General features: G+C 63.4%; 23 protein-coding genes. 10 read left to right on the top strand and 13 right to left on the bottom strand.

Going from position 1 to position 23,451, the window contains the following annotated elements; genetic code table 11:
- Positions 1-46: 46 nt before the first annotated feature.
- Entirely contained in the window at positions 47-364 is a 318-nt protein-coding gene (locus ABXR19_RS15055; protein ID WP_354601961.1) for a hypothetical protein, read from the bottom strand.
- A gap of 222 nt (positions 365-586) precedes the next feature.
- Between ABXR19_RS15055 and ABXR19_RS15050 the strand changes: the two genes are divergently transcribed.
- The 3 genes from ABXR19_RS15050 to ABXR19_RS15040 all read left to right on the top strand — a co-directional run bounded on the left by ABXR19_RS15050 (position 587) and on the right by ABXR19_RS15040 (position 3,758).
- Complete coding sequence (locus ABXR19_RS15050; RefSeq protein ID WP_354601963.1) at positions 587-1,600, top strand: integron integrase; 1,014 nt, start codon at positions 587-589, stop codon at positions 1,598-1,600.
- A gap of 317 nt (positions 1,601-1,917) precedes the next feature.
- Complete coding sequence (locus ABXR19_RS15045; protein WP_354601960.1) at positions 1,918-3,123, top strand: MFS transporter; 1,206 nt, start codon at positions 1,918-1,920, stop codon at positions 3,121-3,123.
- Entirely contained in the window at positions 3,120-3,758 is a 639-nt protein-coding gene (locus ABXR19_RS15040; protein WP_354601959.1) for a hypothetical protein, read from the top strand. The genes ABXR19_RS15045 and ABXR19_RS15040 overlap by 4 nt, the downstream gene beginning before the upstream one ends.
- Positions 3,759-3,835: 77 nt before the next feature.
- Here ABXR19_RS15040 and ABXR19_RS15035 read toward each other — a convergent pair whose 3' ends face one another.
- Together ABXR19_RS15035 and ABXR19_RS15030 are read right to left on the bottom strand one after the other, a co-directional pair.
- Entirely contained in the window at positions 3,836-4,222 is a 387-nt protein-coding gene (locus ABXR19_RS15035; protein WP_354601958.1) for a cupin domain-containing protein, read from the bottom strand.
- 34 nt (positions 4,223-4,256) lie between these two features.
- Positions 4,257-5,384 carry a GNAT family N-acetyltransferase gene (locus ABXR19_RS15030; RefSeq protein WP_354601957.1) on the bottom strand — a complete coding sequence of 376 codons (1,128 nt, stop codon included), beginning with the start codon at positions 5,382-5,384 and terminating at the stop codon, positions 4,257-4,259.
- 513 nt (positions 5,385-5,897) lie between these two features.
- Between ABXR19_RS15030 and ABXR19_RS15025 the strand changes: the two genes are divergently transcribed.
- Positions 5,898-6,482: a DUF3568 family protein gene (locus ABXR19_RS15025; RefSeq protein WP_354601956.1), complete on the top strand. Its 585-nt coding sequence runs from the start codon at positions 5,898-5,900 to the stop codon at positions 6,480-6,482.
- 265 nt (positions 6,483-6,747) lie between these two features.
- Here ABXR19_RS15025 and ABXR19_RS15020 read toward each other — a convergent pair whose 3' ends face one another.
- Entirely contained in the window at positions 6,748-8,319 is a 1,572-nt protein-coding gene (locus ABXR19_RS15020) for an SDR family NAD(P)-dependent oxidoreductase (protein ID WP_354601955.1), read from the bottom strand.
- A 222-nt stretch (positions 8,320-8,541) separates the two neighbouring features.
- Complete coding sequence (locus tag ABXR19_RS15015; RefSeq protein WP_354601954.1) at positions 8,542-9,168, bottom strand: 3'-5' exonuclease; 627 nt, start codon at positions 9,166-9,168, stop codon at positions 8,542-8,544.
- A 215-nt stretch (positions 9,169-9,383) separates the two neighbouring features.
- Between ABXR19_RS15015 and ABXR19_RS15010 the strand changes: the two genes are divergently transcribed.
- Positions 9,384-9,782, top strand: a complete 399-nt coding sequence (locus ABXR19_RS15010; RefSeq protein ID WP_354601953.1) for a hypothetical protein — start codon at positions 9,384-9,386, stop codon at positions 9,780-9,782.
- A gap of 101 nt (positions 9,783-9,883) precedes the next feature.
- Here ABXR19_RS15010 and ABXR19_RS15005 read toward each other — a convergent pair whose 3' ends face one another.
- From ABXR19_RS15005 to ABXR19_RS14980, 6 genes are all read right to left on the bottom strand, one after another.
- Positions 9,884-10,657: a class I SAM-dependent DNA methyltransferase gene (locus ABXR19_RS15005; RefSeq protein ID WP_354601952.1), complete on the bottom strand. Its 774-nt coding sequence runs from the start codon at positions 10,655-10,657 to the stop codon at positions 9,884-9,886.
- Between the two features lie 11 nt (positions 10,658-10,668).
- Positions 10,669-11,802, bottom strand: a complete 1,134-nt coding sequence (locus tag ABXR19_RS15000; protein WP_354601951.1) for a DegT/DnrJ/EryC1/StrS family aminotransferase — start codon at positions 11,800-11,802, stop codon at positions 10,669-10,671.
- A 4-nt stretch (positions 11,803-11,806) separates the two neighbouring features.
- Positions 11,807-12,238, bottom strand: coding sequence for a cupin domain-containing protein (locus ABXR19_RS14995; RefSeq protein WP_354601950.1), 432 nt, complete (start codon positions 12,236-12,238; stop codon positions 11,807-11,809).
- 93 nt (positions 12,239-12,331) lie between these two features.
- The gene (locus tag ABXR19_RS14990; RefSeq protein ID WP_354601949.1) at positions 12,332-12,700 is read right to left on the bottom strand and encodes an EamA family transporter; all 369 of its coding nucleotides are present in this window, start codon (positions 12,698-12,700) and stop codon (positions 12,332-12,334) included.
- Positions 12,697-13,440: a glycosyltransferase gene (locus ABXR19_RS14985; protein WP_354601948.1), complete on the bottom strand. Its 744-nt coding sequence runs from the start codon at positions 13,438-13,440 to the stop codon at positions 12,697-12,699. Before ABXR19_RS14985 ends, ABXR19_RS14990 begins: the two co-directional genes overlap by 4 nt.
- Positions 13,437-15,314 carry a hypothetical protein gene (locus ABXR19_RS14980; RefSeq protein WP_354601947.1) on the bottom strand — a complete coding sequence of 626 codons (1,878 nt, stop codon included), beginning with the start codon at positions 15,312-15,314 and terminating at the stop codon, positions 13,437-13,439. The genes ABXR19_RS14985 and ABXR19_RS14980 overlap by 4 nt, the downstream gene beginning before the upstream one ends.
- A gap of 33 nt (positions 15,315-15,347) precedes the next feature.
- Between ABXR19_RS14980 and ABXR19_RS14975 the strand changes: the two genes are divergently transcribed.
- A complete protein-coding gene (locus tag ABXR19_RS14975; RefSeq protein ID WP_354601946.1) occupies positions 15,348-15,623 on the top strand; it encodes a hypothetical protein in 276 nt (91 codons plus the stop codon).
- Positions 15,624-15,864: 241 nt separating this feature from the next.
- On the top strand, positions 15,865-17,412 hold the full coding sequence (locus ABXR19_RS14970) for a pectinesterase family protein (protein ID WP_354601945.1): 1,548 nt from the start codon (positions 15,865-15,867) through the stop codon (positions 17,410-17,412).
- Positions 17,413-17,547: 135 nt separating this feature from the next.
- Here the strand turns inward: ABXR19_RS14970 and ABXR19_RS14965 are convergent, their stop codons facing one another.
- Both ABXR19_RS14965 and ABXR19_RS14960 read right to left on the bottom strand, forming a co-directional pair.
- Entirely contained in the window at positions 17,548-18,687 is a 1,140-nt protein-coding gene (locus ABXR19_RS14965) for a CAP domain-containing protein (protein WP_354601944.1), read from the bottom strand.
- A gap of 185 nt (positions 18,688-18,872) precedes the next feature.
- Positions 18,873-19,628: an SIMPL domain-containing protein gene (locus ABXR19_RS14960; RefSeq protein ID WP_354601943.1), complete on the bottom strand. Its 756-nt coding sequence runs from the start codon at positions 19,626-19,628 to the stop codon at positions 18,873-18,875.
- 321 nt (positions 19,629-19,949) lie between these two features.
- Between ABXR19_RS14960 and ABXR19_RS14955 the strand changes: the two genes are divergently transcribed.
- The 3 genes from ABXR19_RS14955 (at position 19,950) to phnE (ending at position 23,417) form a co-directional block, all read left to right on the top strand.
- Entirely contained in the window at positions 19,950-20,816 is an 867-nt protein-coding gene (locus ABXR19_RS14955; protein ID WP_354601942.1) for a putative selenate ABC transporter substrate-binding protein, read from the top strand.
- 206 nt (positions 20,817-21,022) lie between these two features.
- Positions 21,023-21,817, top strand: a complete 795-nt coding sequence (locus ABXR19_RS14950; RefSeq protein WP_354601941.1) for a phosphonate ABC transporter ATP-binding protein — start codon at positions 21,023-21,025, stop codon at positions 21,815-21,817.
- Positions 21,807-23,417, top strand: a complete 1,611-nt coding sequence (gene phnE, locus ABXR19_RS14945) for a phosphonate ABC transporter, permease protein PhnE (RefSeq protein ID WP_354601940.1) — start codon at positions 21,807-21,809, stop codon at positions 23,415-23,417. Before ABXR19_RS14950 ends, phnE begins: the two co-directional genes overlap by 11 nt.
- The last annotated feature ends 34 nt before the right edge of the window (positions 23,418-23,451 follow it).

The raw sequence follows: 23,451 nt of genomic DNA, 5'->3' as shown, positions 1-23,451 counted from the left end.
CCAGACTAAACTAAGGGGTTATTCTGGGCGCGGGAGATGCGCCGAATTATGCTGGTGGACTTGTGTTGAATGGGGTGCGGTTAAGGTAGTAGATAAGCTTGCCGAATATGGTGTTGGGTGGGTTATTGGCTTTGTGATTGGTATTTATATTTGCAAGAATTTCATTCTCACGTTTTGAGATATTTTCAAGTGCATTTCTGGATAGCTGGACGTTTGGATTATTCCATTGTCCAACCATTTCAGACAGAGCTGTTTTAAAATACGAACGAAGTTTGTTTAGGTCTTCAGAGGACAAATCATTACGAAGAGTTTTGTTGTAGTTCTCATCAATAACTCTCTGACTGAAATTGTGTTCAGAAGACAAAATGGGCTCCTTCAGGGTATTTAAAACGGGGGTGCCCCAATAGCCTTGCTGCGCTTGGCTCTACGAGCATATAGGCCGAAGAGGCCCGCTGGATGCGGGTCTTCAGGCAAGGGCTAACGTGAAGTGGACACCAAAATGTCCGTTTACTGGGATATTGGTCAAAACGACCATTCGGGTAATGTCTTGATGTTAAGGGCATTTCAATCTTGAATGAACGCCATGATGACCAATAAAACTTTTGCCGACAAGCCGGACGATGGGGCCGCCGCGTCGGCTGCGCCAAAACTGCTGGATCAGGTGCGCGATCGCCTGCGCCTGAAGCATTACAGCATCCGCACGGAGCAGGCGTACGTGGGCTGGATCAAACGTTACATCCTTTTCCATGACAAACGCCATCCGTCGGGCATGGGCAAGGCGGAGGTGGAGGCCTTTTTGACGGCGCTGGCGGTGGAGCGGAATGTGGCGGCGGCGACGCAGGCGCAGGCGTTGTCGGCGATCCTGTTTTTGTATCAGGAGGTGCTGGGGCAGGTGCTGCCCTGGCTGGATGAGGTGACGCGGGCGAAGAAGCCGGTGCGCCTGCCGACGGTGCTGACGGTGGCGGAGACGCAGGCTTTGGTGGCGGCGGTGGAAGACCCTGAGATGGCGCTGGTGATTCGTCTGCTGTATGGCACGGGCATGCGGGTGCTGGAGGGGATGCGGCTGCGGGTGAAGGATGTGGATTTTGCGCGACGCGAGATTCTGGTGCGCGAGGGCAAGGGGAACAAGGATCGGGTGACGATGCTGCCGGCGAGTCTGGTGGAGGCGCTGCGGGCGAAGGTGCGCTTGCGGCGCCATCAGCATGAGGCGGATGTGGCGCAGGGGCGGGGCTCGGTGTATCTGCCACATGCCTTGGCGGTGAAGTATCCGGCGGCGGACGCGTTTTTTGGCTGGCAGTACATTTTTGCGGCGCCGACGTTATCGACGGACCCGCGATCCGGGGTGGTGCGGCGCCATCATCTGGACGAGAAGCGGGTGCAGCGGGCGGTGAAGCAGGCGGCAGCGAAGGCGCGGCTGGTGAAGCTGGTGTCGCCGCATACGCTGCGCCATTCATTTGCGACGCATTTGCTGGAGGCGGGCAGCGATATCCGCACGGTGCAGGAGTTGCTGGGCCATAAGGATGTGAGCACGACGATGATCTATACGCATGTGCTGAACCGGGGCGGGCTGCGGGTGGTGTCGCCGCTGGACCGGATGTAGGGGGATAGGGTTGCGCTTGGGCGATGCCGTTCGCGTAAGTTGAGGAGATTTGTCCAATGCCGTCCCCGACTTGCATATTCGAGGACTGGCTGTGGCGAGAGCCCAGTGGTGTTCGCAAAGTCACTGGGTTCCCGTTCGGGCAAAGCCCGGCTTGTCCTGAGCTTGTCGAAGGGCGGGAACGACGGGAGTTAGAGACCAAACGCTTGTTGTAGATGCCCACTGCGCGCGGCTCTGCAGGCCGTGCGTAGAGGATTGCCTGCGCTGCGGCACGCTGTGGCACAGTGAAGCCCCATTCATCAACACCCGAGGCGACGCCGATGAAGTTGTTCGCTGCAAATACGCTTAGCCGCATGCCGCGCGGCATATGGGTGCTGGGCTGTGTGAGTCTGCTGATGGATGTGTCGTCCGAGATGATCCACAGCTTGCTGCCGCTGTTCATGGTGACGGTGCTGGGGGCCAGCGCGCTGTCGGTGGGCATCATCGAGGGGCTGGCGGAGTCGACGGCGCTGATCGTGAAGGTGTTCTCGGGCGTGCTCAGCGATTATCTGGGGAAACGCAAGCTGCTGGCCGTGTGCGGCTATGCGCTGGGGGCGCTGAGCAAGCCCTTGTTTGCGCTGGCGCCGGGCATCGGCTTGGTGGTGGGTGCGCGTTTGATCGACCGGGTGGGTAAGGGGATTCGCGGGGCGCCGCGTGATGCGCTGGTGGCGGATATTGCACCGCCGGACTTGCGCGGCGCGGCCTTCGGCTTGCGTCAGTCGCTGGATACGGTGGGGGCGTTTCTGGGGCCGCTGCTCGGCGTGGGACTGATGCTGGTGTGGGTGAATGATTTCCGGGCGATTTTCTGGGTGGCGGTGATCCCCGCTGCGCTGGCCGTGGCGCTGCTGTTTTTCGGGGTGCAGGAGCCGGTGCGGCCGCCGGGCGAGCCACGCGTGAATCCGATCCGCCGCGTGAATCTGCGCCGCCTGGGCGCGCCGTATTGGTGGGTGGTGGGCGTGGGGGCGATCTTCACGCTGGCGCGTTTTTCCGAGGCTTTTCTGGTGCTGCGCGCACAGCAGAGTGGGGTGCCGCTAGCGCTGGTGCCGTTGGTGATGGTGGCGATGAATGTTGTGTATGCGGGCAGTGCTTATCCCTTTGGCAAATTGTCGGATCGCATGGATCACGGGCGCCTGCTCTTGCTGGGTCTGATCGTGCTGATCGCGGCGGATCTGGTGCTGGCCTGGGGCACGCACTGGAGCACGCTGCTTGGCGGTGTCGCGCTGTGGGGGATTCATATGGGCATGACGCAGGGCCTGCTGGCAGCGATGGTGGCGGATGCGGCGCCGGCCGATCTGCGTGGCACGGCGTATGGGTTTTTCAATCTCTTGAGCGGTCTGGCGATGCTGCTGGCGAGCGTGCTGGCCGGGTGGCTATGGGATGGTTTCGGCGCGGCTTTCACCTTTTATGCGGGGGCCGGTTTTTGTGTGCTGGCGGGCTTTGTGCTGTTGGGCCAGCCTGCGGGTTCGGTGCGAGGAGATGCGCGATGAACATGACGAAGACTTTTTTTGCGATGACTGCGGGGTTGGTGACTGCCGTGGCGCTGTTTGCGTTCGGTGCCAGTTGGGCGGCGGATGCGCCTGCAGGCGAGACGCTGACGTTGAACGAGGCCAGCTTCCGCTGCATTCGCCAGATGATTCCGGTGCGGCATTTCTATGTGGACAATCTGCGCGGTGAGATTGCCGCGACGCTGGCCGCAGCGAATGCGCCGCAGGGTGCGGTGTATCCGGTCGGCTCGGTGATCCAGCTGGTGCCGACCGAGGCGATGGTCAAGCGCGAGCCGGGTTTCAGCCCGGTGACCGGGGATTGGGAATTCTTTGATCTGGATGTGAATGCGAGCGGCACAAAGATCCGCGCACGCGGCTTTGCGGATGTGAACAACCGCTTCGGCAAGAACTGCTTTGCCTGCCATGTGCCGGCGCGCGAGCCTTGGGATTTTGTGTGTGAGAGCGGCCACGGCTGCGAGTCGATTCCGATTGACCATCGCATGACGGGCGCCTTGCAACGATCCGATCCGCGCTGCGGTGCGGCCGAGCCGCAGGACGGTGACGCGATGGCGCTGTTCAAGCTGCGTGCGCTGGTGGTGACAGCGGTGGTGGTGGATTGGGTGAAGGGGCTGTTCTGAGACCATCTGCCTGCAGAGCCGCGCTGGGCGGACGTGTGCGGGCAGGGTTGCTGGAGAGGTCCGCCCAGCGCCGCTCTTCAGCCAGATGTTGTTGAGCCTTCCAGGTCTTCGTAAGCGCTTGCCGCAAAACGCGGCGTGCATAGGGCGAGGAAAATCAGATCGTCGCTGCCGGTGTTGCGGATGCGCTGGCGGCAGCCGGGTGGAATGATCACCACGTCGCCCGCCGCCACGCTTTGCGGCGCCAGTTCGCCGACCTCGACGCAGCCGCTGCCGCTCTGGATCACGTAGCGTTCGCTGATGGCGTGCAGCAGATGCCAGCGCGTCTGTCCGCCCGGCAATACGCGGGCGCGGGCAATCGACAGGGCCGGGTCGGCGGGCGAGTTCGAGAGTTCCAGAATGAAACAGCCCTCGGCGAACCAGTATTCATTCGCGGGCTGATGCGGAAGCAGGCTGGGTGTGATCATTGCGGGCGGCCGATGAGGGTAGAAGAGGGCGGCGTCATGAGCCGGTCTGGCGCAGCGGATTGCGCGCTTCCAGTTCGTTGATGTATAGCGCCATGCCCAGCGATTCGCGCTCCAGAAAGCGCTGCACCGCATCGCTGAAGCGTGCATCGGCCAGCCAGTGCAGCGAAGCGGTTTCGACAGGCTGCAGGCCGCGCGCGAGTTTGTGTTCGCCCTGCGCGCCGCCTTCAAAGCGCTGCAGGCCCTGGGCGATGGCGTATTCGATGGGGGCGTAATAGCAGGCTTCGAAATGCAGGCAGCTCACATCCTCCAGCGCGCCCCAGTAGCGCCCGTACAGCGCCGTGCTGTCGCGCAGCAGCAGGCTGGCAGCGATGTCGCGTTGGCCCTGGCTGGCGATCAGCAGCACGCAATGCTGCGGTAATTTGTCGCCCAGGCGTTCAAAGAAATCCAGATTCAGGTAGGGCGCGGAGCGGTGCAGGGCGTAGTTGCGCTCGTAACAGCGGGTGAAGAAGGACCAGTCGCGCAGGCTGATCTGGGCGCCCTCGATGACGCGCAGGCTGACGCCGGCCTCGGCCACGCGGCGGCGTTCCTGACGGATTTTCTTGCGCTTGTCGCGGCTCAGCGCGGCGAGGAAGTCTTCGAAGTCGCGATAGCCGGCGTTATGCCAGTGAAATTGCACCGCGCTGCGGCGCATGCAGCCCAGTTCCAGCGCCCAGCGCGTTTCGTCGGCGGCCGCGAAAAGCAGGTGCAGCGAGGACAGGCCGCTGTGGCGGGCCGCATCCAGCACGGCGGCCAGCAGGGCGCGGCGCAGCGCAGCCGTTGCGCCCAGTATGCGCTGGCCGGGTACGGGCGTGAAGGGAATCGCCGCCAGCCATTTCGGGTAATAGGCGAGCCCGTGTTGCGCGTAAGCCTCGGCCCAGGCCCAGTCGAAGACGTATTCGCCCATCGAATGTTGTTTCAGGTACAGCGGCATGGCGGCGAGCAGGCGGCCTTCGTCCCACAGCGCGGCATGGGCGCTTTGCCAGCCGGTGCCTGCGCCGATGCAGCCGGCCGTTTCCAGCGCATGCAGGTAGGCGTGACGCAGGAAGGGCTGGTCATCGGGCGCGAGGGCGTCCCAGGCTTGCGCGGGGATCTCGCTGATGCGGGCGTGGTGACGCAATTCCATGGAAGATTTCAGCCTGGCGGGGGATGGCTTCGATACTACCGTGCCGGCTTGCGTCAGGCGTCGTTCTTTGGAGGAGGCCTCGGTTTCAAGCACTGTCCGCAGAGCCGCACGGGGCGGACCTGTGCGGGCAGGGTAGCTGGAGAGGTCCGCTGCGTGCGGCTCTTCGGGCATGCTGTGTCGGGGTTCTTCGCCTGTCCCCATCGTGGTAACTGACGGCATTCGGCGGTGTGGTGGACGATTTACGGCAGATCGGTGCACGCCTGTGGCCAGCGACGGCAGGCTGGGGCCGCTCCGCCTGCTTTCATCACTACGGGCCTGCGCGCCTTGCGTGTCGGGGCCGTGGGGCTGCCCGGCGAATGAAACGGCGTTGGCCGGTTTGCCGCTCAGGCGCCGTTCATGCGCCTTTGTCGGCTTGTCGGACAAAAGTTTGTATCCGGCATTGGCCGTGCTTGGATACAGCAGAAATAGCCCGACATAGATGCGGGCTGCACTATTCAGGAAAGCCCGGCTGCGATGATGAACCGACCTTATCATGAGTGTTCCCCGCTGAAGCGCCTTGTGCGCCTGGGCGTGTGTCTGGCAATTGCCTGGAGTCTGTCGGGCTGCGCGGCGGTAGCCTTGAGCCTGGTCGGCGCCGGCGCCGGTGCGGGCATCAATCATCAGGTCAGCGGCGTGGCCTCGCGTACTTTCAGCGAGCCTTTGCCCAAGCTGAAGCGGGCCAGCCTGATGGCGGCCAAGCGCATGAGTTTTGTATTCGAGACTACGGATGCCATCGACAACGGCCAGCTCATGAAGGGCCGCGTGGCAGATATGAATATCGCGGTCGAGCTTGAAGTCCTGTCGAACAGCGTGACGCGGGTGAGTGTGAGTGCGCGCAAGAATCTGCTCTTCCTGGACGGCGCGACGGCGCAGGAGGTAGTGGCACAGATCGAAAAGGCACTGGTTGCCAACGAGTTGGCGGACGCGGCGGCAGATGCCGCAATGGCCGCATTGGCCGCCGCCGAGGCGGAAGAGTCGCGCTCCAAACCGGCCCGGCTGGTCATGGGGAATGAGCGGGCGAAGAGCAAGCCAAGGGCCAAGGGTTCCGGCTCAATCTGAGCGTTTGTACGCAGCACGAAAAAAGACGCCGAGGCGTCTTTTTGTATTTAGATCGTTCCCATGCTCCGCGTGGGAACGCTTTGGTTGGCGTTCTGCGCCATGGGTTCACCGCTCGCGGCACCCGCAAAACCGGGCGCAGGAGCGTCCTGGAAGACGTTCCCACGCAGAGCGTGGGAACGATCAATGCTCGTTGAGCCGCGCCCCGCTTGCCTCTCGCTGCACTATGCCTGCACAGGCAGGCTGAGAGCGGCTCTTCAGGCAGGTCTTACCAGGGCGTGGTTTTGTAGTCCTTGAGGAACTGCCCCCATACGTGCTCGCCGGTGTTGATGCCGTTGATGATCGGGTCGAGGATGCGCGCGGCGCCGTCGAGGATGTCCAGCGGCGGGTGGAAGCGGTGTTCGGCGGTTTTGCGCGCGGCAATTTCCAGCGGATCTTCGTCGGTGACCCAGCCGGTGTCGACGCTGTTCATGTGAATGCCATCGCCATGGTAATCAGCGGCGGCGGTGCGCGTCATCATGTTCAGCGAGGCCTTGGCCATGTTGGTGTGCGGGTGGCGCGTGGTCTTGAAGCTGCGGTAGAACTGGCCTTCCACCGCCGACACATTGACGATGTGCTTGTCGCGCCCCGGCGTGCGCAGCATCAGCGGCTTCAGCCGCGCATTGATCAGGAAGGGCGCGATGGCGTTCACCAGCTGCACTTCGAGCAGTTCGACCGAGGGCACCTCATCCATCTGCATACGCCAGGAATTACGCCCGCGCAGGTCGACTTGCTGCAGATCCTGATCCAGCGCGCCTTCCGGGAAGAGGTGGGTTTGCGCCAGCAATTCTTCGGGCAGCAGCGCGACCTGCGACAGTTCGGCGGCGTGGGTCAGGCCCGGCACCGGTTTGGGCTGCACTTGCGGCAAGGTGGCAGTGCTCGCATCCGGCAGGATGTTGGTGGCGCGCAGGCCTTCGTAGCGGCCCAGCAGCTTGCGTTGCGGCTCCGGCATGCTCAGCAGGTTGGCGGTCTCGCCTTCCATCATGTGGGCGTAGAACTCCGGCGGGCGGCGCACGGTCTGGCAGGCGTTATTGACGATGAAGTCGAGCCGGTCGTGGGTCTTCAAGAGTTCCTGGCAGAAGGCTTCGACGCTGGGCGTGTGGCGCAGATCGAGGCCGAAAATTTCCAGACGGTGACCCCACTCGGCGAAGTCCGGCTCCTCTGCGTAACGTGCGGCCGAATCGCGCGGGAAACGCGTGGTGACGATCAGGTGGGCGCCGGCGCGCAGCAGCTTGAGGCCCGTCTGATAGCCGATCTTGACGCGGCCGCCGGTCAGCAGGGCGACGCGGCCGCGCAGGTCAGCCAGCTCATCGCGCTTGGCGTAGTTCAGCTCGGCGCAGGCCGGGCAGAGCTGGTCGTAAAAATGGTGCAGCTCGGTGTAGTGCTGCTTGCATACGTAGCAGTTCTGCGGCGCGATGGATTCGCGCGGCGCGTCTTCTGTGGCGTCATTGGCGATCTGATCCTGCTTTTCCAGGCCCAGCGGCGCGAAGGCGGGGTGCGCGGTGTAGACCGGTTTGCGGCGCAGGGCGCGGATGCCGCGACTATGCAATACGGATTCGTTCTTCTCGATCTTCTCCGCGTTGCGAATGCGTTCGGCTGCCTTGCGATTCTTGCGGCGGGCTTCGTGATCGGGATTGTGCACCTGGGCCACGGCCAGATGCAGGCGGCGGCGCTCTTCATCGGGCAGTGCGTCGAGGATGTCGCCATCGGCGGCGAGGCGTTCCAGCAATTCGGCGGCGACGCGCAGCTGCGCGAGCAAGTTTTCGTTGGTGTCGTTCATGGAGCTGACTTCAGTGTTCATGGTGGTGCGGAATCCGGTTGGTGCGGGTGCTGCGGCTCAGGAGTTGGCCCGAACATTCCCTCCCCTTTTAAGGGGGAGGGCGAGGGTGGGGGTGAAAGCGTCAAATCGAGGACAGGCCTTGTTGAGCGAGATAACCCCCATCCCAGCCTTCCCCCTTAAAAGGGGAAGGAGCCGTTCGGGCGGTTGCCCAGGGTTTGTGAAGCGAAGCCGCCTCGAAGCCCGCTATTTTACGGCCAGACCGCGAATGGGCAAATCGGCGTGTGGGCGATCCAGGGCCTGCAGCACTTTCAACGCGGCGTAGGCGTCGTTGGCGGCGTAGAGCAACTGTTTCGGGCCCAGCTCGCGCAGCGCCCAGTTGGAGGTGGTGACGTGCTTGGATTTGGGGAAATTCTGCTGCATGACCAGGCCGACGGCGGCGCGCACGCCCATGTCGCCGCTGTAGCCATCAAGGCGGAAGACTTCGTTCAGATCGAGCAGGGCGCCCAGCTCGACGCCGAATTTGGCGCGGGTCTGGCCGCTGTCGGATTTCAGGCCGAAGCCGGCCTTGATCAGGGTGCGCGACTGCAGCAACTCAATGAGGACGGCGCGGCCTTCTTCGCGATGCACCTGAAAGAGGAAGGCCTTGTCGCTGAGGGCGAACTGCACGACGTGCGGGCCGCGACTGACGTCGCCGGTCACGAAGGTCGGCTTGGATTCGGTGTCGAAGCCGACCACGCCGGCAGCGGCAATCTCGGCGGCGGCGGCGGCGAATTGCTCCGCCGTGGCGGGGACGTGGATGGCTTCCAGCGGCAGGCCGGCGAAGGCCGGGAGCAAGGCGGTGTCAGCCTTGGAAGGCCCGGTTTTTTTCATGATTCAGTTCAGGAGTAAGCGCGAATGCCTGCGCCGTACGGGCGCGGGTCGCCATGATGGCACTTTTCCGGGCATTGTCGATTTTCTGTGGGCCTCTGAGTGGCGGAAGTGTGCGCAGTGATTGGCTATATTTCAAGTGGAGGAGGGCTTGGTGTCCAGTCACATCAGGCCTTTCGCCATTGTCTTTCATAGCCCGTAGAGAAAGGGGGCAGATCATGTTGAAAACGAAGACAAAACAGGTGACGATTCTGGCCGCCGCGCTTGCCATGGTGTTAGGTGGCTTTGCTCAGGGCGCAGGTGGCGGCGGTGGCGGTGGCGGCGGTGGTAGTGGCGCTGGCGGTTCAGGAGGGAGTTGGGGCGGCTCTGGTCAGGCTGCGGAGCAGACTCAGACGCAAACTCGCGAGCAGCAGAATGCGCAGGAGGCTGTTCAGGCTCGGACGCGTGAGGCGCAGCAGGCAAATGATGGCGCCGCTATCCGTGATCAGGACCAGGATCGGATAAGGGATCGTGACCGGCTGCAGGAGGAAGAAACGCTGCAGCTTCAGACTCAGGAACGTTTGAGGCTTGAGGAGCAGATGAGGCTTGAAGAACAGACGAGGTTTAAAGAAAACTGAGTCTGCTGTGTGTGCCTGCCTGAAGAGGCGCTAACAGCTTGGTTCTGCGGGTATATAGGCTGCAGAGCAAGGCTGGATGAGGCTTTTCAGGCAGGTGTTGGTCAGATCCCCCGCAGCACGTAGCACACGCCCCAGCTGTCTTCTCCGGGCGCGCGTTCGCTCAGCCATTCGCAGCTGTGCTCGACGCGGAAGCCGCTGATTTCGGCGAGCAGGGCGATTTCGGGCGGGAAGAGGTAGCGCATGCGGTGGGTTTCGCGCAGTTCTTCGACTTGGCCGCTGGCGATGTCGCGCACGAAGATCTGGTAGTTCACGTCGACCAGACATTCCTCGGGATGCATCACGGGTTCGGCCAGACGCGTGACTTCAGTGTGCGCGTCGCCCATGCGTTTGATGCGCGTGGCGGGGCGTTCGGTCACCACCGTCGGGCCGTGCCAGACATCGAAGAGGAACACGCCGCCCGGCTTGAGGTGCCGGCGTGCGCTGGCGAAGGCGGCCTTGAGCGCAGCGTTGTCGGGCATGTAGCTGATGACATGGAACAGCGAGATGACGCAATCGGCGGTCTGCCCGAGTGCGAGCGTGGTGATGTCGCCCTGGCTGAAGTCGAGCCGCTCGGCAATCTCGGCTGGCTGCTCTGCGCGCAGGGCGCGGGCGGCCTTGAGCATGTCGGCGCTGCGATCCACGCCGCTGACGCGATAGCCGAGCGCCGCCAGCAGGGCCGCGTGTTTGCCGCCACCGCAGCCCAACTCCAGCAGGCTGCGTGCATCCGGCGCGTGCTGGCGCAGCAGTTTGGCGACGAAGCCAGCCTCGGCGTCGTAATCCTTGTCGCGATACAGCAGCGCGTAATAGCGCGCGTAACTTTCTCCGAATACGCTCATGGCATTGCCTCTCAGTGCTTGAAAATGTCGTGCATCACGGCGGCCACGCGATCCATCTGGGTGTCCGTCAGGGCCAGGCCGCTGGGCAGATAGAAGCCGCGGCGGGCAATGTTTTCGGCCACCGGCAGCGAGGCGTGCGGGAACAGGCCCATCTTGTGGAACACCGGCTGCTCGTGCATCGGCCAGAAGAAGGGGCGGCTGCCGATCTTGTGTGCGCTCAGTTGCTGCATGACGGCTTCGGCGTCCAGATCATGTTCCGGCCCGATGACGATGCCGAACACCCAGTAATGGTTGTCGGCCTGCTCCGTGCTGGGAAGGGGCAGTTGCAGACCGGGAATGTCGCCGAGCAGTTCGGCGTAGCGCGCGCCCATGCGGCGTTTGCGGGCGATGAACTCGTCCAGCCGGCCGAGCTGGGCCACGCCGAGGGCGGCCTGCAGATTGGTCAGGCGGAAGTTCCAGCCCAGCTCCTCGTGCACGAAGCGGCGCGCCGGCTGAAAGCACAGGTTGCGCAGGCTGCGGCAGCGTTCGGCCAGCGCATCGTCATCGGTGACGATCATGCCGCCCTCGCCGGTCGTGAGGTGCTTGTTGGGGTAGAAGCTGAAGGTGGACAGCGCGCCGAAACTGCCGCAGGGTCGCCCGGCGCAGGTCTGGCCGTGGGCTTCGGCGGCATCCTCGATGATCGCCAGACCGTGCTTTTCCGCCAGTGCGCAGAGTGCCACCATGTCGGTGGGCAGGCCGTAGATGTGCACCGCCATGATGGCTTTGGTACGCGGGGTGATACAGGCTTCGACTGCGCTGACATCCATGTTCCAGGTCAGCGGATCGCAATCCACCACCACCGGCGTGGCGCCGGCCCGCACGATGGCGGCGGCGCAGGAAATGATGGTGAAGCTGGGCAGGATGACTTCGTCACCGGCGCCGATGCCCAGCGCGACGACCGACGCATCCAGCGCCACCGAGCCATTCGCCACCGCGATGCCGTGACGGCGGCCGACACGGGCGGCGAAGGCTGCTTCGAAACGCTGCACGAACGGCCCTTCGGACGAGATCCAGCCGGTTTCAATGCACTCGATGAGCAGGCGTTTCTCGTCGCCATCGAGCAGCGGTTCGTTGACGGGGATGGGTTGGAGCGGGGGCTGCGTCATGGATTCAGTCCAGGATGTTCAGGGTCTGGTCGGCAGGCGTGGCAAAGCGCGTCTTGTCCTGATCGCCGGAGTAGGGGCCTTGCTTCACTTCGATCATCTGCAAGTCGTCAAGTGCTTCAAAACCGTGCCCGCCGGTGGCCAGCAGGATCACGTCGCCCGCATGCAGGATGCGGCTGTGCAGGTAGGCTTGCTGCTCGCTGTAGAAGTCTACGCGCAGGCGGCCGCGTTTGATGAACAGCACCTCCTGCGTGTAGCGGACTTCGCGTCTTACTTCATTATGCACATGCGGTTCGATGAACTTGCCTGCGGGATGGTGCATGTAGGCCAGTTGTTGCGACAGATCGTCGGGCGTGAAGAATGAAATGCCCGGCTTGTCGTAATCGTTGCGCACGATGATGGCGAGCAGTACCTCACCATCGGTGATTTTTTCCAGCATGTTTGTCTCCTCCTTTTGCGTCCTGTTCCGGCAAATGCCGGCGTTCTATCCGTGCTGGCCGTGATCGGCTCTTGTGCACGTTTGCTGCAATGCTTATGCGGTCCAGGACACCAGCACGACGCCGGCCGCGACCAGACCGGTGCCGAGCAGCTTGACCATGCTCAGCGGTTCCTTGAAAAGCAAAACGCCGGCTGCCAGCACCAGTACATAAGTGATGCTGGCCAGGGGTACGGCGTAAGACAGTTCGGCGCGCGCCAGGGCGAACAGCCACAGCACGGCGCCGAGCCCGAAGGCGATGAAGCCGCCGATGATGCTGGGCGTGGTGAAGATCTGCCATAGCAGGCGCGGCAGTCCGCCAGTGCTGATCTGCATGTCGGCAAAACCGAGCATGCCCCACTTGAAGGCGATCTGGCCGATGGCGGTGAGGACGCAGGACACGACAATCAGGACAAGGGTGTTCATGTTGCGGCTCCGAAGCGCAGATGCCATACGGTTGTCAGGTACTTGCGCCCGCGCCGCACCAGACCCCACAGATTGGTGGCCGTCTTGGATTCGCCGATCTCGCGGGCGGTGAGGATGTAGGGCACTTCCACGACTTTGGCGTGGCGTCGCTTGATCAGGGTGTAGATCAGGTGGATGAAGTATTCGCCGTAGTCGCCGGTGAGGTCGTAGCCGCTGAGCAGATCGCGGCGCAGGATGATGAAACCCGAAGACCAGTCGCGGAAGCGGCAGCCCAGCATCCAGCCGCCGAGAATCGACAGGATCTTGCTGAGCATCAGTTGCACCGACAGATGGAAACTGACGGCGCGGGCATCGCCGCCGCCCGGCACGTAGCGCGAACCGACGGCGACGTCCGCCCCTTGCTCGATGGCTTTGAGCAGTTCAAGGATCTTGGCGGGCGGCATGGACAGGTCGACATCCATCCAGCCCACCAGTGGCGCCCGTGCCAGTTTTATGCCATCGCCAATGGCGCTGGTCAGGCCGCGTTTGCCGATGCGCCGTAACAGGCGCACGTGTGGATGGATCGCGGCAATTTCTTCGACCGCCTGCCAGGTCAGATCGGGTGAATCGTCGTCGACGACAATCGCCTCGAAGGGAATGGTGATGACTTGCTGCAGCTCGGCCAGCAGACGCTGGATGTTCTCGCGCTCGTTGTAGGTGGGCAGCACCAGGCTGAGGGCTGGAGTGGCGGTTTCATTCATGGCGCAGGGCTCACTGTGGCGGGAAGATGGAAGCGCAGGCGCTCGGAGTCGACGCCCAGTGCGCGGCGCACGGGCAGGGCTTGCCCGCCCTCGTACACATAATTGACGGCCAGCCCGCCTTCGCCCGGCCAGAAGTAGGCGTCTATCTCCACGTCGTAAAAGCCGGGGGGGAGTTCGAGTTGTGCTTCGGTGCCGTTAAAGTAATTGGGCGTCTCGTCGACAATCATTTCCTGCCCACTCACCTTCAAACTGAAACTCCATGAACTGTAGGCGCGCAGGATGAGTCCTAGCGGTTCCTTGCCCGTGACTTCCATGCGGGTGAACAGGTGGATATGGCTTGGGCTTTTGATGCGCAGATTGGCATCATCGGCGTGGGCAAGTGTCGTTCCGGCACGGTTGAACGGAAACAGAACGCGCCCCGTGTTTGTCTGACTGGGCTGGCTTTCGTCGTTCAGTGGAATGAGGTTGACCGCGATGCTGTCGGGGTAAGTCGGCCGCATGGTGGCGATTACGCCAGCCGTGGCGCCGGCCAGGGTGGCCAGAATTGCACAATAGAACAGCAGGCGCCGCCACCACAGATGCCATTGCGGCAGGATCAGCTCTGCCAGCTTGATGCTCAGCAGATAGAACACAAAGATGATGGCGTAGGCGTAGCGAGGCTCGCCCGTGAAGATCACGCTGACCAGCATGGTGATGCCCAGCATGCTCAAGCCCAGTGTTGCCAGGGGCTTGCGCTCGCCCAGATCGCGCCAGGCCAGTGCATACAAGCCGAGCGGCAGGGACATCAGGAGTTTCAGCCAGTCCCAGAGCGGACGCAGCAACTTGAAGCCCGGAGCATCGTAGCGCGAGGGCAGCATGTCGGCGAAGAACAGATTGCCGATCTCACCCAGATTGCGCACCGCCCGCATCGGATTCTCCTGCAAGGCACGCCAGCCCAGATCGAAGTAGTAGCCCTGCTCGTAGAACGGTGTCGAGGTGTAGAACACGCCGCTTTCGGGCTTCCAGGATTGTGCCGGGACGATGACGAAGAAGTGCCAGCCGTCATAGTTGAGGTCGACGCGGTGGTAATCAGTGTTGGCGATGAAAAAATCGAGGCCGCCGTTGGCCGAGAGAGCGTTGACGCGGCCCTGCGAGATGCGTGAGACCTCCAGGCTGGCCAGTGAGATGAGGACAAAAAATACGCCCGAGAAGACCGCCGCGCGCAGCAGGAAGCGCCGCCCCAGATGCTCTCGGCTAAGCAGGAAAGCGACGAAAGCCAGGCCGAATGGCCCCATGGCGGGACGCACGATGGTGGCTGCCGCAAACAGCAGGGCTGCACCGACAATCCCGCGCCAGCCCGGACGGCAGACGATGCAGGCGACGGCCATTACCAGCAAGGGCGAGCCAAGGTTTTCGGCGAGCAGGAAGGCGTTGAAATACAACGCCGGAAAACCGAAGCCGTATAGCAATACTGTGAGCAGCAAGGCCCAGCTGCGTTCGAACCAGCGCACGGCCACGCGCTGCAGGGCATACACGGAGGCGGAGAAGGCCAATATGTTGAGTGCCAGCGCGGTTTCCAGCCGGACCAGAGATTCCAGCCCCAGCCAGCGGAAAACGCGGAACAGCTCGGCTAGGAAGATGTGGTAGAGCGGCGGCCAGGCCACAAACTGCGAGTCATCGAAGACTTTGCCGTCGAGGCGCTTCATGGCCTGCGTCCAGCAATGCTTCATGTCGCTGAAGAGGAATTCCTGATAGGGCGCCAGCCAGAAAACGTAGCTCGCCACGGCCAGCAATGAGAGCAGCGCCAGTGCGATACCGCAGCGGCGGCTGAAGGCCCAGCCTGGGTTCTTGCGTCCGCCATCCACATTGGCGGGTGTGACAGCTTGTTCAAACACCTGATTCCCCCGAATTGAAAAGCCAGTCCTGCGGTGCAGCTGGCGAACCATGAGCAGCACAGCCGCTCCGGTTTGCTGCGGCCTTGCCACGACCAGAAGGTCGCCGCCAGAGGCAGCCGGGGGATGTTTTGTCTTGTTGTTTTAGTTTTAAGCAGAGGTATTTTAACGGAATTTAACAATTGCAAAGAGGGCGTAAGTCACAGTTTTCGCTGGGAAAAATTACGTTTTTGCAGCGTTTGCGTGTTTGAAAACGAGGAAATGACAAGAGATATTGCTGGTGCTGACAGTGTTGGTGGTTTTGGCGAATAAATTGATTTTTGGTGTAAGGGACTGGCGTTTTATTTCAGGTGCAAGAAATCTTTGTGCCGACCGGGACGCGCGCGGGCTCCAAGCTTTGTGCGAGTCCTGTATGCCCGTGTGTCACTCGAGACTTGCCCGATGCGGTTGGAATGAACTAGCTTGTTACCGATCCCGGCTGCGGGATTGATACAGGCTGAGTCACAACCGGTACGCGGATTCCCGTCAAGCCGGAACCATCAGGAGACAAACAATGAACAAGGTTTTGATGTTGTTGGGGGCGAGCGCAGCTCTGCTCGCCGGGGGCGCGCAGGCGGCCAACCGGCCAGCGGGTTACGTAACGATCTGCTCTGAGGGCAAGACGTGCTCGGTGGCAGCCGCGACGAATGTGGCTTTCGGCCGGGCCGACAAATTTTTCTACAAGACGCTCAATGGCAGCTTCGTGTGTAACGAGGCGACTTTCGGCGGACGCACCGCGGGTGGCGTGAATGAATGCTCGAAGGGGACGGGCAGCAGTACTTCCTCCAGCTCATCCAGCTCTTCAAGTTCCTCCTCGTCCAGCAGCAGCTCGTCATCGAGCAGCTCTTCGTCCAGCTCCTCCTCAAGTTCGGGTGGTTCATCTTCGTCGAGCAGCTCATCCAGCTCCAGCAGCTCGTCCTCGTCCTCGTCTTCATCCTCCAGCGGCGGCTGGCCGGCCAGCACTTCGACGCGCCCGCAGCTCAGCGATAGCGTGGCTGCGAAGTACGACGTCGCCCAGTTCCTCGCCGCCAGCGGCACGGTCGGCGCACTGGTGACGGACAACTGGAATCCACGCGCCACGGTGATCAATACGCCGGCCACGCCGGATTATCTGGTCGCCAAGTCGGGCGGCACCTACACCACGATCCAGGCAGCGGTGACGGCGGCCACGCTGTCGGGCAAGACCACGCGCCAGTACATCAAGGTGATGCCGGGCACCTACAACGAACTGGTTATCGTGCCCAAGGGCCTGATCGCAACGATCTATGGCGGCGGTACAGATCCTTCGCAGACCATCGTCGCGCTGGCCACCGGCGCGAAGCAGACCGGCGCGCAGTACGCGGCGCTGGCCAACCCCGGCGGCACGGCCTTCACCAGCACGACACCCAGTTCGATCAAGGCTACCTATGACGCTTGCGCAGCCAAGACCAGCGCCATTGGCACGACCTGCTCCTCATTGTTCGTGGTGAATGCGGATAATTTCGAGGCGGTGAATCTGACGATCCAGAACACCTGGAGCGAGTCGGCCAGTGGCGAGACGCAGGCGGTGGCCCTGATGGTGGTGGGCGACCGGGCGCTGTTCTACAAGACGCGTCTGCTCGCCAATCAGGACACGCTGTATGTGAAATCGACCGCGGCGAACGTCGTGGCGCGCAGCTATTTCGGCAGTAGCTATGTCGAGGGCGATACCGATTTCATCTTCGGTCGTGGCACCGCCGTGTTCGACAAGAGCACGATCTTCTTCACCCGCGTGCGCAAGAACAGCAGCACCATCGGCGCGCCCAGCACCTATGGCACGCACCCTTACGGCTTCCTGTTTACGGGCTGCACGATTTCTGTCGATGCCGGCGCGGCAACGGTGTCGCTGGCACGCCAGTGGCCGGAATCGTCCAGCGCGGGGGTGACCATCGGCAAGATGATTGTGCGTGAATCCTATATTGGCGCCGAAATCATCAACCCGCCCTGGGCCGCCTGGAGTAGCAGCAGCGCGGTGCAATACGGCACGGCTGCCAGTCCCTATCTGGGCGAGTATCACAACAGCGGGCCGGGCGCAGCGAAGTAAGCTGGCGCAGGCTTGAAGCAAAAAAGAGACGCTGCGGCGTCTCTTTTTTGTGGCGGCCCGGAAAGCCGCCCCCAGCAAGCCTGTGCAGCCTGCCTATCCGCTCAGGCTTGCTGGGGGCGGCTCTTCAGGCGGTCACTATTGCAGGCGGAAAGGATACTGGTACTGCCGCGTGGCGCCATTGACCGTGACATTGCTGATGGTCACGGTGTAATCGGTGTTGGCGACCAGGCCCGCGACTTTCCATTGCAGGTTGTTGGGCAGGCCGTAGCCCACGTAATCGGCCGATTGCTGCGACACGCTCAGGCTGCCGCCACTGTGGGTGACGGCAATTGTGGCGCTGGCGTAGCTGACCTGACTGCTGCCGTTCGCCCACACATTCGTCTTGCTGGGCAGGGCCGAGAAGGACAGGAACCAGCTGGTGGAGAACTCGTTGCTCGGGTATGTGCCGTAGGGGTAGGCGACGAAGTCATTGCTCATGCTGACGCTGCTGACGCCGTTGCTGGCTTTCAGGGTCGAGGCCATGTAGTAGCTGCCGCCGCTGCCGTCAGGTTGCCCGTCCACGCGGCCGTAGGTGGTCTTGCCCAGATAGGGGTTGAGCACCCAGCGCCGATGGCCCAGCGAGGGGACGTTGTTGTCGATCAGGTAGCCGACGATGGCGTCGCTGCTCGGGGTGCCGAGGGTGCTGCCGGAGCCCCAGCTCATGTGCAGATTGCTGCTGCCGGCCAGACGTGCGGCGTTGGCTGAATAGCACTTGCCGCTGCTGTCAGGCGTGTGGGTCAGTGCTTTGTTGGCGGCCATGTAGAGGGCTGCTTCGGCCGCTGCGCCGTCATCACTGGCATCGTAAGTGACCTGTGGCAGGCCGTGGCGGGCGCGCACGGCATTCAGTTTGGCGAGCACCGCCGTGCGCTCGGCGTCCCTGAGCTGCCCGGTGATGCAGCTGGAGAGGTTGGGCAGGCTGGAGTAAAGGCTGTTGCCGCCGGAGCTGCTGGATGAGGAACTGCTCGACGAAGAGCTTGAAGACGAACTCGACGAGGAGCTGGAGGAGCCGGCCCCTGACGAGGACGAAGAACTCGAGGATGAGGAGGAGCTTGATGAAGACGAAGAAGCCTGGCCCGAGCCGGATGAGCTGGAGCTGGATGAACTCGATGCAGTGTCATTTGTTCCGCCGCCCGATCCACCCCCACCCCCGCCTCCACAGGCGCCCAGCAGCAGGGCCAGACTCCAGGCAGTAAGTTGAACGGGCAGGCGGGCAGGCAGGGGGCGAATGGCGTTCATGAGGCGGTCGGGCGTGAGAAATCGAAGCCGCATTGTGCCGGGCGGATCCGGCGGTTTGACGGATACGCCGCTGGTCTCCGATGAAGCGCAGCCTTGCGGGAAAACGGCCCGTTGCGCCAGTTTTTATTGCCGTTTGTCTGCTCGCAGAGGCACGCCTGATGGGCCTCTGCGAGCAGGGTTCTCGATCAGGGCTGAATCGCGTATTCGATGGTGACAACCACGCGGGCGATCTTGTCGATGGTGGATTTATCGTAGGCGCCGCCGTAATCGCTGTCGGCTTCGGAGCGGCCGGTGGCGGGCAGGATGTAGAAGGCGCCTTGCGAGGCTGATTTCATCTGGCCAACTTTGGCATTGCCGTTGCGCGCAAATTCGCCGGCACGGGCGAAGGCGTTCTGGGTGGCGTTGCCGATCAGGGACATCTTCATCTCTTCCAGACTCGACACCAGATATTGCGGCTGGCCGACTTCCAGTGCCAGGCCGTTTTCGCGCAGGCTCAGGGTGGCGCGCTGGGCCTTGGCGATCTGCTCGACATTCTGGCTGCGCAGCACGAAGGCCTGGCCGGCGTCGTAGTGATCGACAATCTCGGTGGGCATGCCCTTATCGGTGTGCTTGAAGACCGGGAAGAAGTTCTCGGCGCCGATCTCGATCTGCTCGGTCGTGAAGCCCTGATCCTTGAAGAAGCTATCCAGCTGCGGTTTCTGTTCGCGCAGGCGGCGCAGGGCTTCGGCCGGGCTGGCGCCACGGCTTTCATGCGACAGGTTCAGCTCGGCGCGATCCGCCTTGACCGGTTTCTCCGCCAGACCTTTGACGGTGATGGATTGGCGCTGACTGGCCGCAATGCGTGCGTTGTAGCCGAGCAGGGCGGCTGCCGTGATCAGGCCGAAAGCCAGCAAGGCGCCCAGAACCAGTGCGCCGCGTACCCATTGTGATTGTTGCGTCATGACTTGATCCAGGGTGAAAGACAGGAGGGGCGATTGTTGACGTCTGGCGCGAGGCCGGCAAGGGTTTGTGCCCAGACGGTCGATGGCTGCGCCGGGGCGGCTGGATGCGCGGGGCCTTGTTTGAACCGCGATGCTCGAAGAGTCGCGCCCGGCGGGCCTCTTCAGGCTGGCATGGCGATGAGGTCCGCCCCGCGCGGATCCCCACGTATAATCCGCGCCAGCCGTGATTGCCCGCGTTCGCGCCGGCCACGGCCCTGAGCACGTCCCTTGATTCCTCCGGCGGTCAGCCTGCTGCGCCGGACAAAGCTGTGGAGTTTCACCATGCCATTCACGATCCGTCATCGCGTCCTGCGCGTTCTGGCGGCGCTGGCCTTTGCTGCCTGCGCTTTGCCCTCCCTGGCTCAAACCGTGCTGCGCGTGTCGGCCATTCCCGATGAAGCGCCGACCGAGCTGCAACGCAAATTCACGCCGCTGGGCAAGTATCTGGAAGCCGAACTGGGCATGCCGGTGAGCTTCGTGGCGGTCAGCGATTACGCGGGCGTGGTCGAGGCACTGGGCGCCAAACGCCTCGATCTGGTGTGGCTGGGCGGCTTCACCTTCGTGCAGGCCAAGATGCGCACCGGCGGCACGGCAATTCCGCTGGTGCAGCGCGCCGAGGATGCGACCTTCACCAGCCGCTTCATCACCGCCGATCCGGCAATCAAGACGTTGGCCGATCTGAAGGGCAAGAGCTTCGCCTTCGGCGCGCCATCTTCGACGTCCGGCCACCTGATGCCGCGCTATTTCATGGGCAAGGCCGGTCTGGTCGTCGACAAGGATCTGAAGAGCATCGCCTTCTCCGGCGCGCATGACGCGACCGTCGCCTTCGTGCAGGCGGGCCGCGCGGATGCCGGCGTGCTCAACGCCTCGGTGTGGGACAAGCTGGTCGAGGCCGGCAAAGTGGATACCGCCAAAGTGCGCGTGTTCAACGTGACCCCACCGTATTTCGATTACAACTGGACGGTGCGCGGCGATCTCGATCCGGCCCTCGTCAAGAAGCTGCGCGAAGCTTTCCTCAAGCTCGACCCGGCCAAGCCGGCGCACAAGGAAATCCTCGATCTGCAGCGCGCCTCGAAGTTCATCCCGACCAGTGCCGAGAATTACGTCGGCATCGAGGCGGCGGGCAAGGCGGCTGGCTTGCTGGACTGAAAGGTCGGGACTGGGTACTCGGAACTGGGGACTGGGGACTGAAAAAGACGGGACTCGGGACTGGGAACTGGGGAGGTTTCCGCCGGCGCTGCCGGCGAATGCTACGCAAAAGCCCCTTGGTGCGCCGCGCCGGCCCGTTTTTCCCAGCTCCCAGTTCCGAGTCCCCAGTCCCCCATCAGAAGTCCCCAATACCTGTCCTTAAAAACATGCGCATTCATCTCGAAGAATTGAGCCTGAGCTACGCCAACGGCCACGCCGGTCTTCAGGCGCTGGATCTGCAGGTCGAATCCGGCGAGCAGCTGGCCATCATCGGGCCCTCGGGTGCGGGCAAGACCAGCCTCTTGCGCGTGCTCGCCACGGCGCTGCGGCCCAGTTCCGGGCGCGTGCTGCTGGGCGGGGCCGAGCCCTGGGCGCTGGACGCGGGCGCGCGCCAGCGCCTGCGCAGCCGGCTCGGCAGCATTCATCAGGCGCCGCCGCTGCCGCCGCGCCAGCGCGTGGTCACGGCGGTGCTGGCCGGGCGGTTGGGCCTGTGGCCGATATGGAAATCCTTGCTCTCGCTGATTCATCCGCAAGACGGCGTGGGTGCGTTGGCGGTGCTGAGCCGCGTCGATCTGGCGGACAAGCTGTTCGCGCGTTGCGATCAGCTTTCCGGCGGGCAGTTGCAGCGCGTGGGGATTGCCCGCGTGCTGTATCAGCAGGCCGAGCTGATGCTGGCCGACGAGCCCGTCTCCGCGATGGACCCCGCCCTGGCCGATCACACCCTAGCGGTGCTGACGCAGGATGCGCAGCAGCGCGGCGCCACCTTGATCGCCAGTCTGCATGCGGTGGAACTGGCGCTGGCGCGCTTCCCGCGCATCGTCGGCCTCCGCGCAGGGCGCGTGCTTTTCGACAAGCCTGCGGCGGCCGTGACGCCCGAGGATCTGGCGGCGCTGTATGCCTCCGAGCGGCTGGCGCCGGTGGTTGAAGCGCCAGCGCCGGCCTATCGTGTTCATGCGCTCTGAGCTGAACCTCATGCGCGATCCGGCAGCGCTGCCGCGTCTCGCCTGGAGCCTGCTGGCCGTCGCCTTGCTGTGGCCGCTGGGGCATTTCGCGGGCGTCGATTTTGCCCAACTTGCGCAGCCCGGCAATCTGAAAGTCATCGGCGGTTTTCTCGCCAGCTTCTATCCGCTGGCGCATGACGTCTTCTTTCTCGGCCTGCTGCGCGAGGCGCTGTGGCAGACGATTGCGATTGCCAGCGTGGGCATGCTGCTGGCGCTGTTGATTGCCATGCCGCTGGCCGTGCTGACGACATCGGCGCTGTCGCTCAGCGCCATCGGCCCGGCGCCGGCAAGCTGGCTGCGGCGCGGCGTGCGCCCGTTGGGCCGGGGGCTGACCCTGTTCCTGCGCGGCATTCCGGAAGTGGTGTGGGCGCTGCTCTTCGTGCGCGTCTTCGGCCTCGGCCCCAGTGCGGCCGTGCTGGCGCTGGCGCTGACGTATGGCGGCATGCTCGCCAAGGTCTTCAGCGAGATTCTCGATTCCACCGACCGCCGCCCGGCGCAGGCGATCCTCGCGGCCGGCGGCGGGCGCCTCGCCGCGCTGTCTTACGGTTTGCTGCCGATGGCCGCCAGCGAGCTGGTTTCCTACACCGTGTATCGCTGGGAATGCGCGCTGCGCGCCGCCGTGGTGATGGGCTTGGTCGGCGCGGGCGGGCTGGGCCAGTTGATGGATCAGTCCATGAAAGCCTTCAATGGCGGCGAGATGGCAAGCATCCTGCTGGCATTCCTGCTGCTGGTGCTGCTGGCCGACGCCGTGTCGAAAGGCTTGCGCCAGTGGATGGATGCGCCGGCCGATGGTTATTGGCGTACAACGCTGGGCTGGTTTGGCGGGCTGCTCTTGATCGCCGGGCTGTGGGCCTGCTGGCGCAGCCTCGGCCTGGATCTGGGGGCGCTGACGGGCGCGCAGGCGCTGGCCGATCTGGGGCGTTTCATCGGCGAATTCTTCCCGCCCTCACTCAAGCCGAAGCTGCTAGCCAAGATCGCCAGCGGTGCGCTGGAAACCTTCGCCCTGTCGCTCGCCGGCACCTTGCTGGCGGCTGGGCTCGGCGCCGGGCTGGCGCTGTTCGCGGCGGGCAGGCATGGGCGCGTTGCCAAGGCCGGCGTGCGCTTCCTGCTCAACCTGCTGCGCGCCGTGCCGGAACTGGTGTGGGCAACCATCACCGTGCTGGCCGCTGGGCTCGGCCCGTTTGCCGGCGTGCTGGCCCTGGCGCTGCACACGGCCGGCGTGCTCGGGCGCCTGTATGCCGAGGCGCTGGAAAACACCCCGCCAGCGGCCGAAGCCGCGCTGCGCCACAGCGGTGCGCCGCGCGCGCTGGCCTTCCTCTACGGCCCCTTGCCGCAGGTCGCGCCGCAATGGCTGGCCTATACCCTGTATCGCTGGGAGATCAACATCCGCATGGCCGCGGTGATGGGCTTCGTCGGCGCGGGCGGGCTGGGGCAATTGCTCTATGTGGAGTTGTCGCTGTTCCGTCTGGGGAGTGCCTGCACAGCAATTGGCGCCATGCTCTTGCTGGCCTTGCTGGTGGATGGCTTGAGCGGCTGGCTGCGCAAACGCATGGCGTGCTGAAGAGCCGCATCCAGCGGGCGTCTTCAGGCTGGAT

This window comes from Uliginosibacterium flavum (genome assembly GCF_040566545.1).
In the GTDB taxonomy this organism is placed as follows: domain Bacteria; phylum Pseudomonadota; class Gammaproteobacteria; order Burkholderiales; family Rhodocyclaceae; genus Uliginosibacterium; species Uliginosibacterium flavum.
This window is presented reverse-complemented; position numbering and strand designations above follow the sequence as displayed.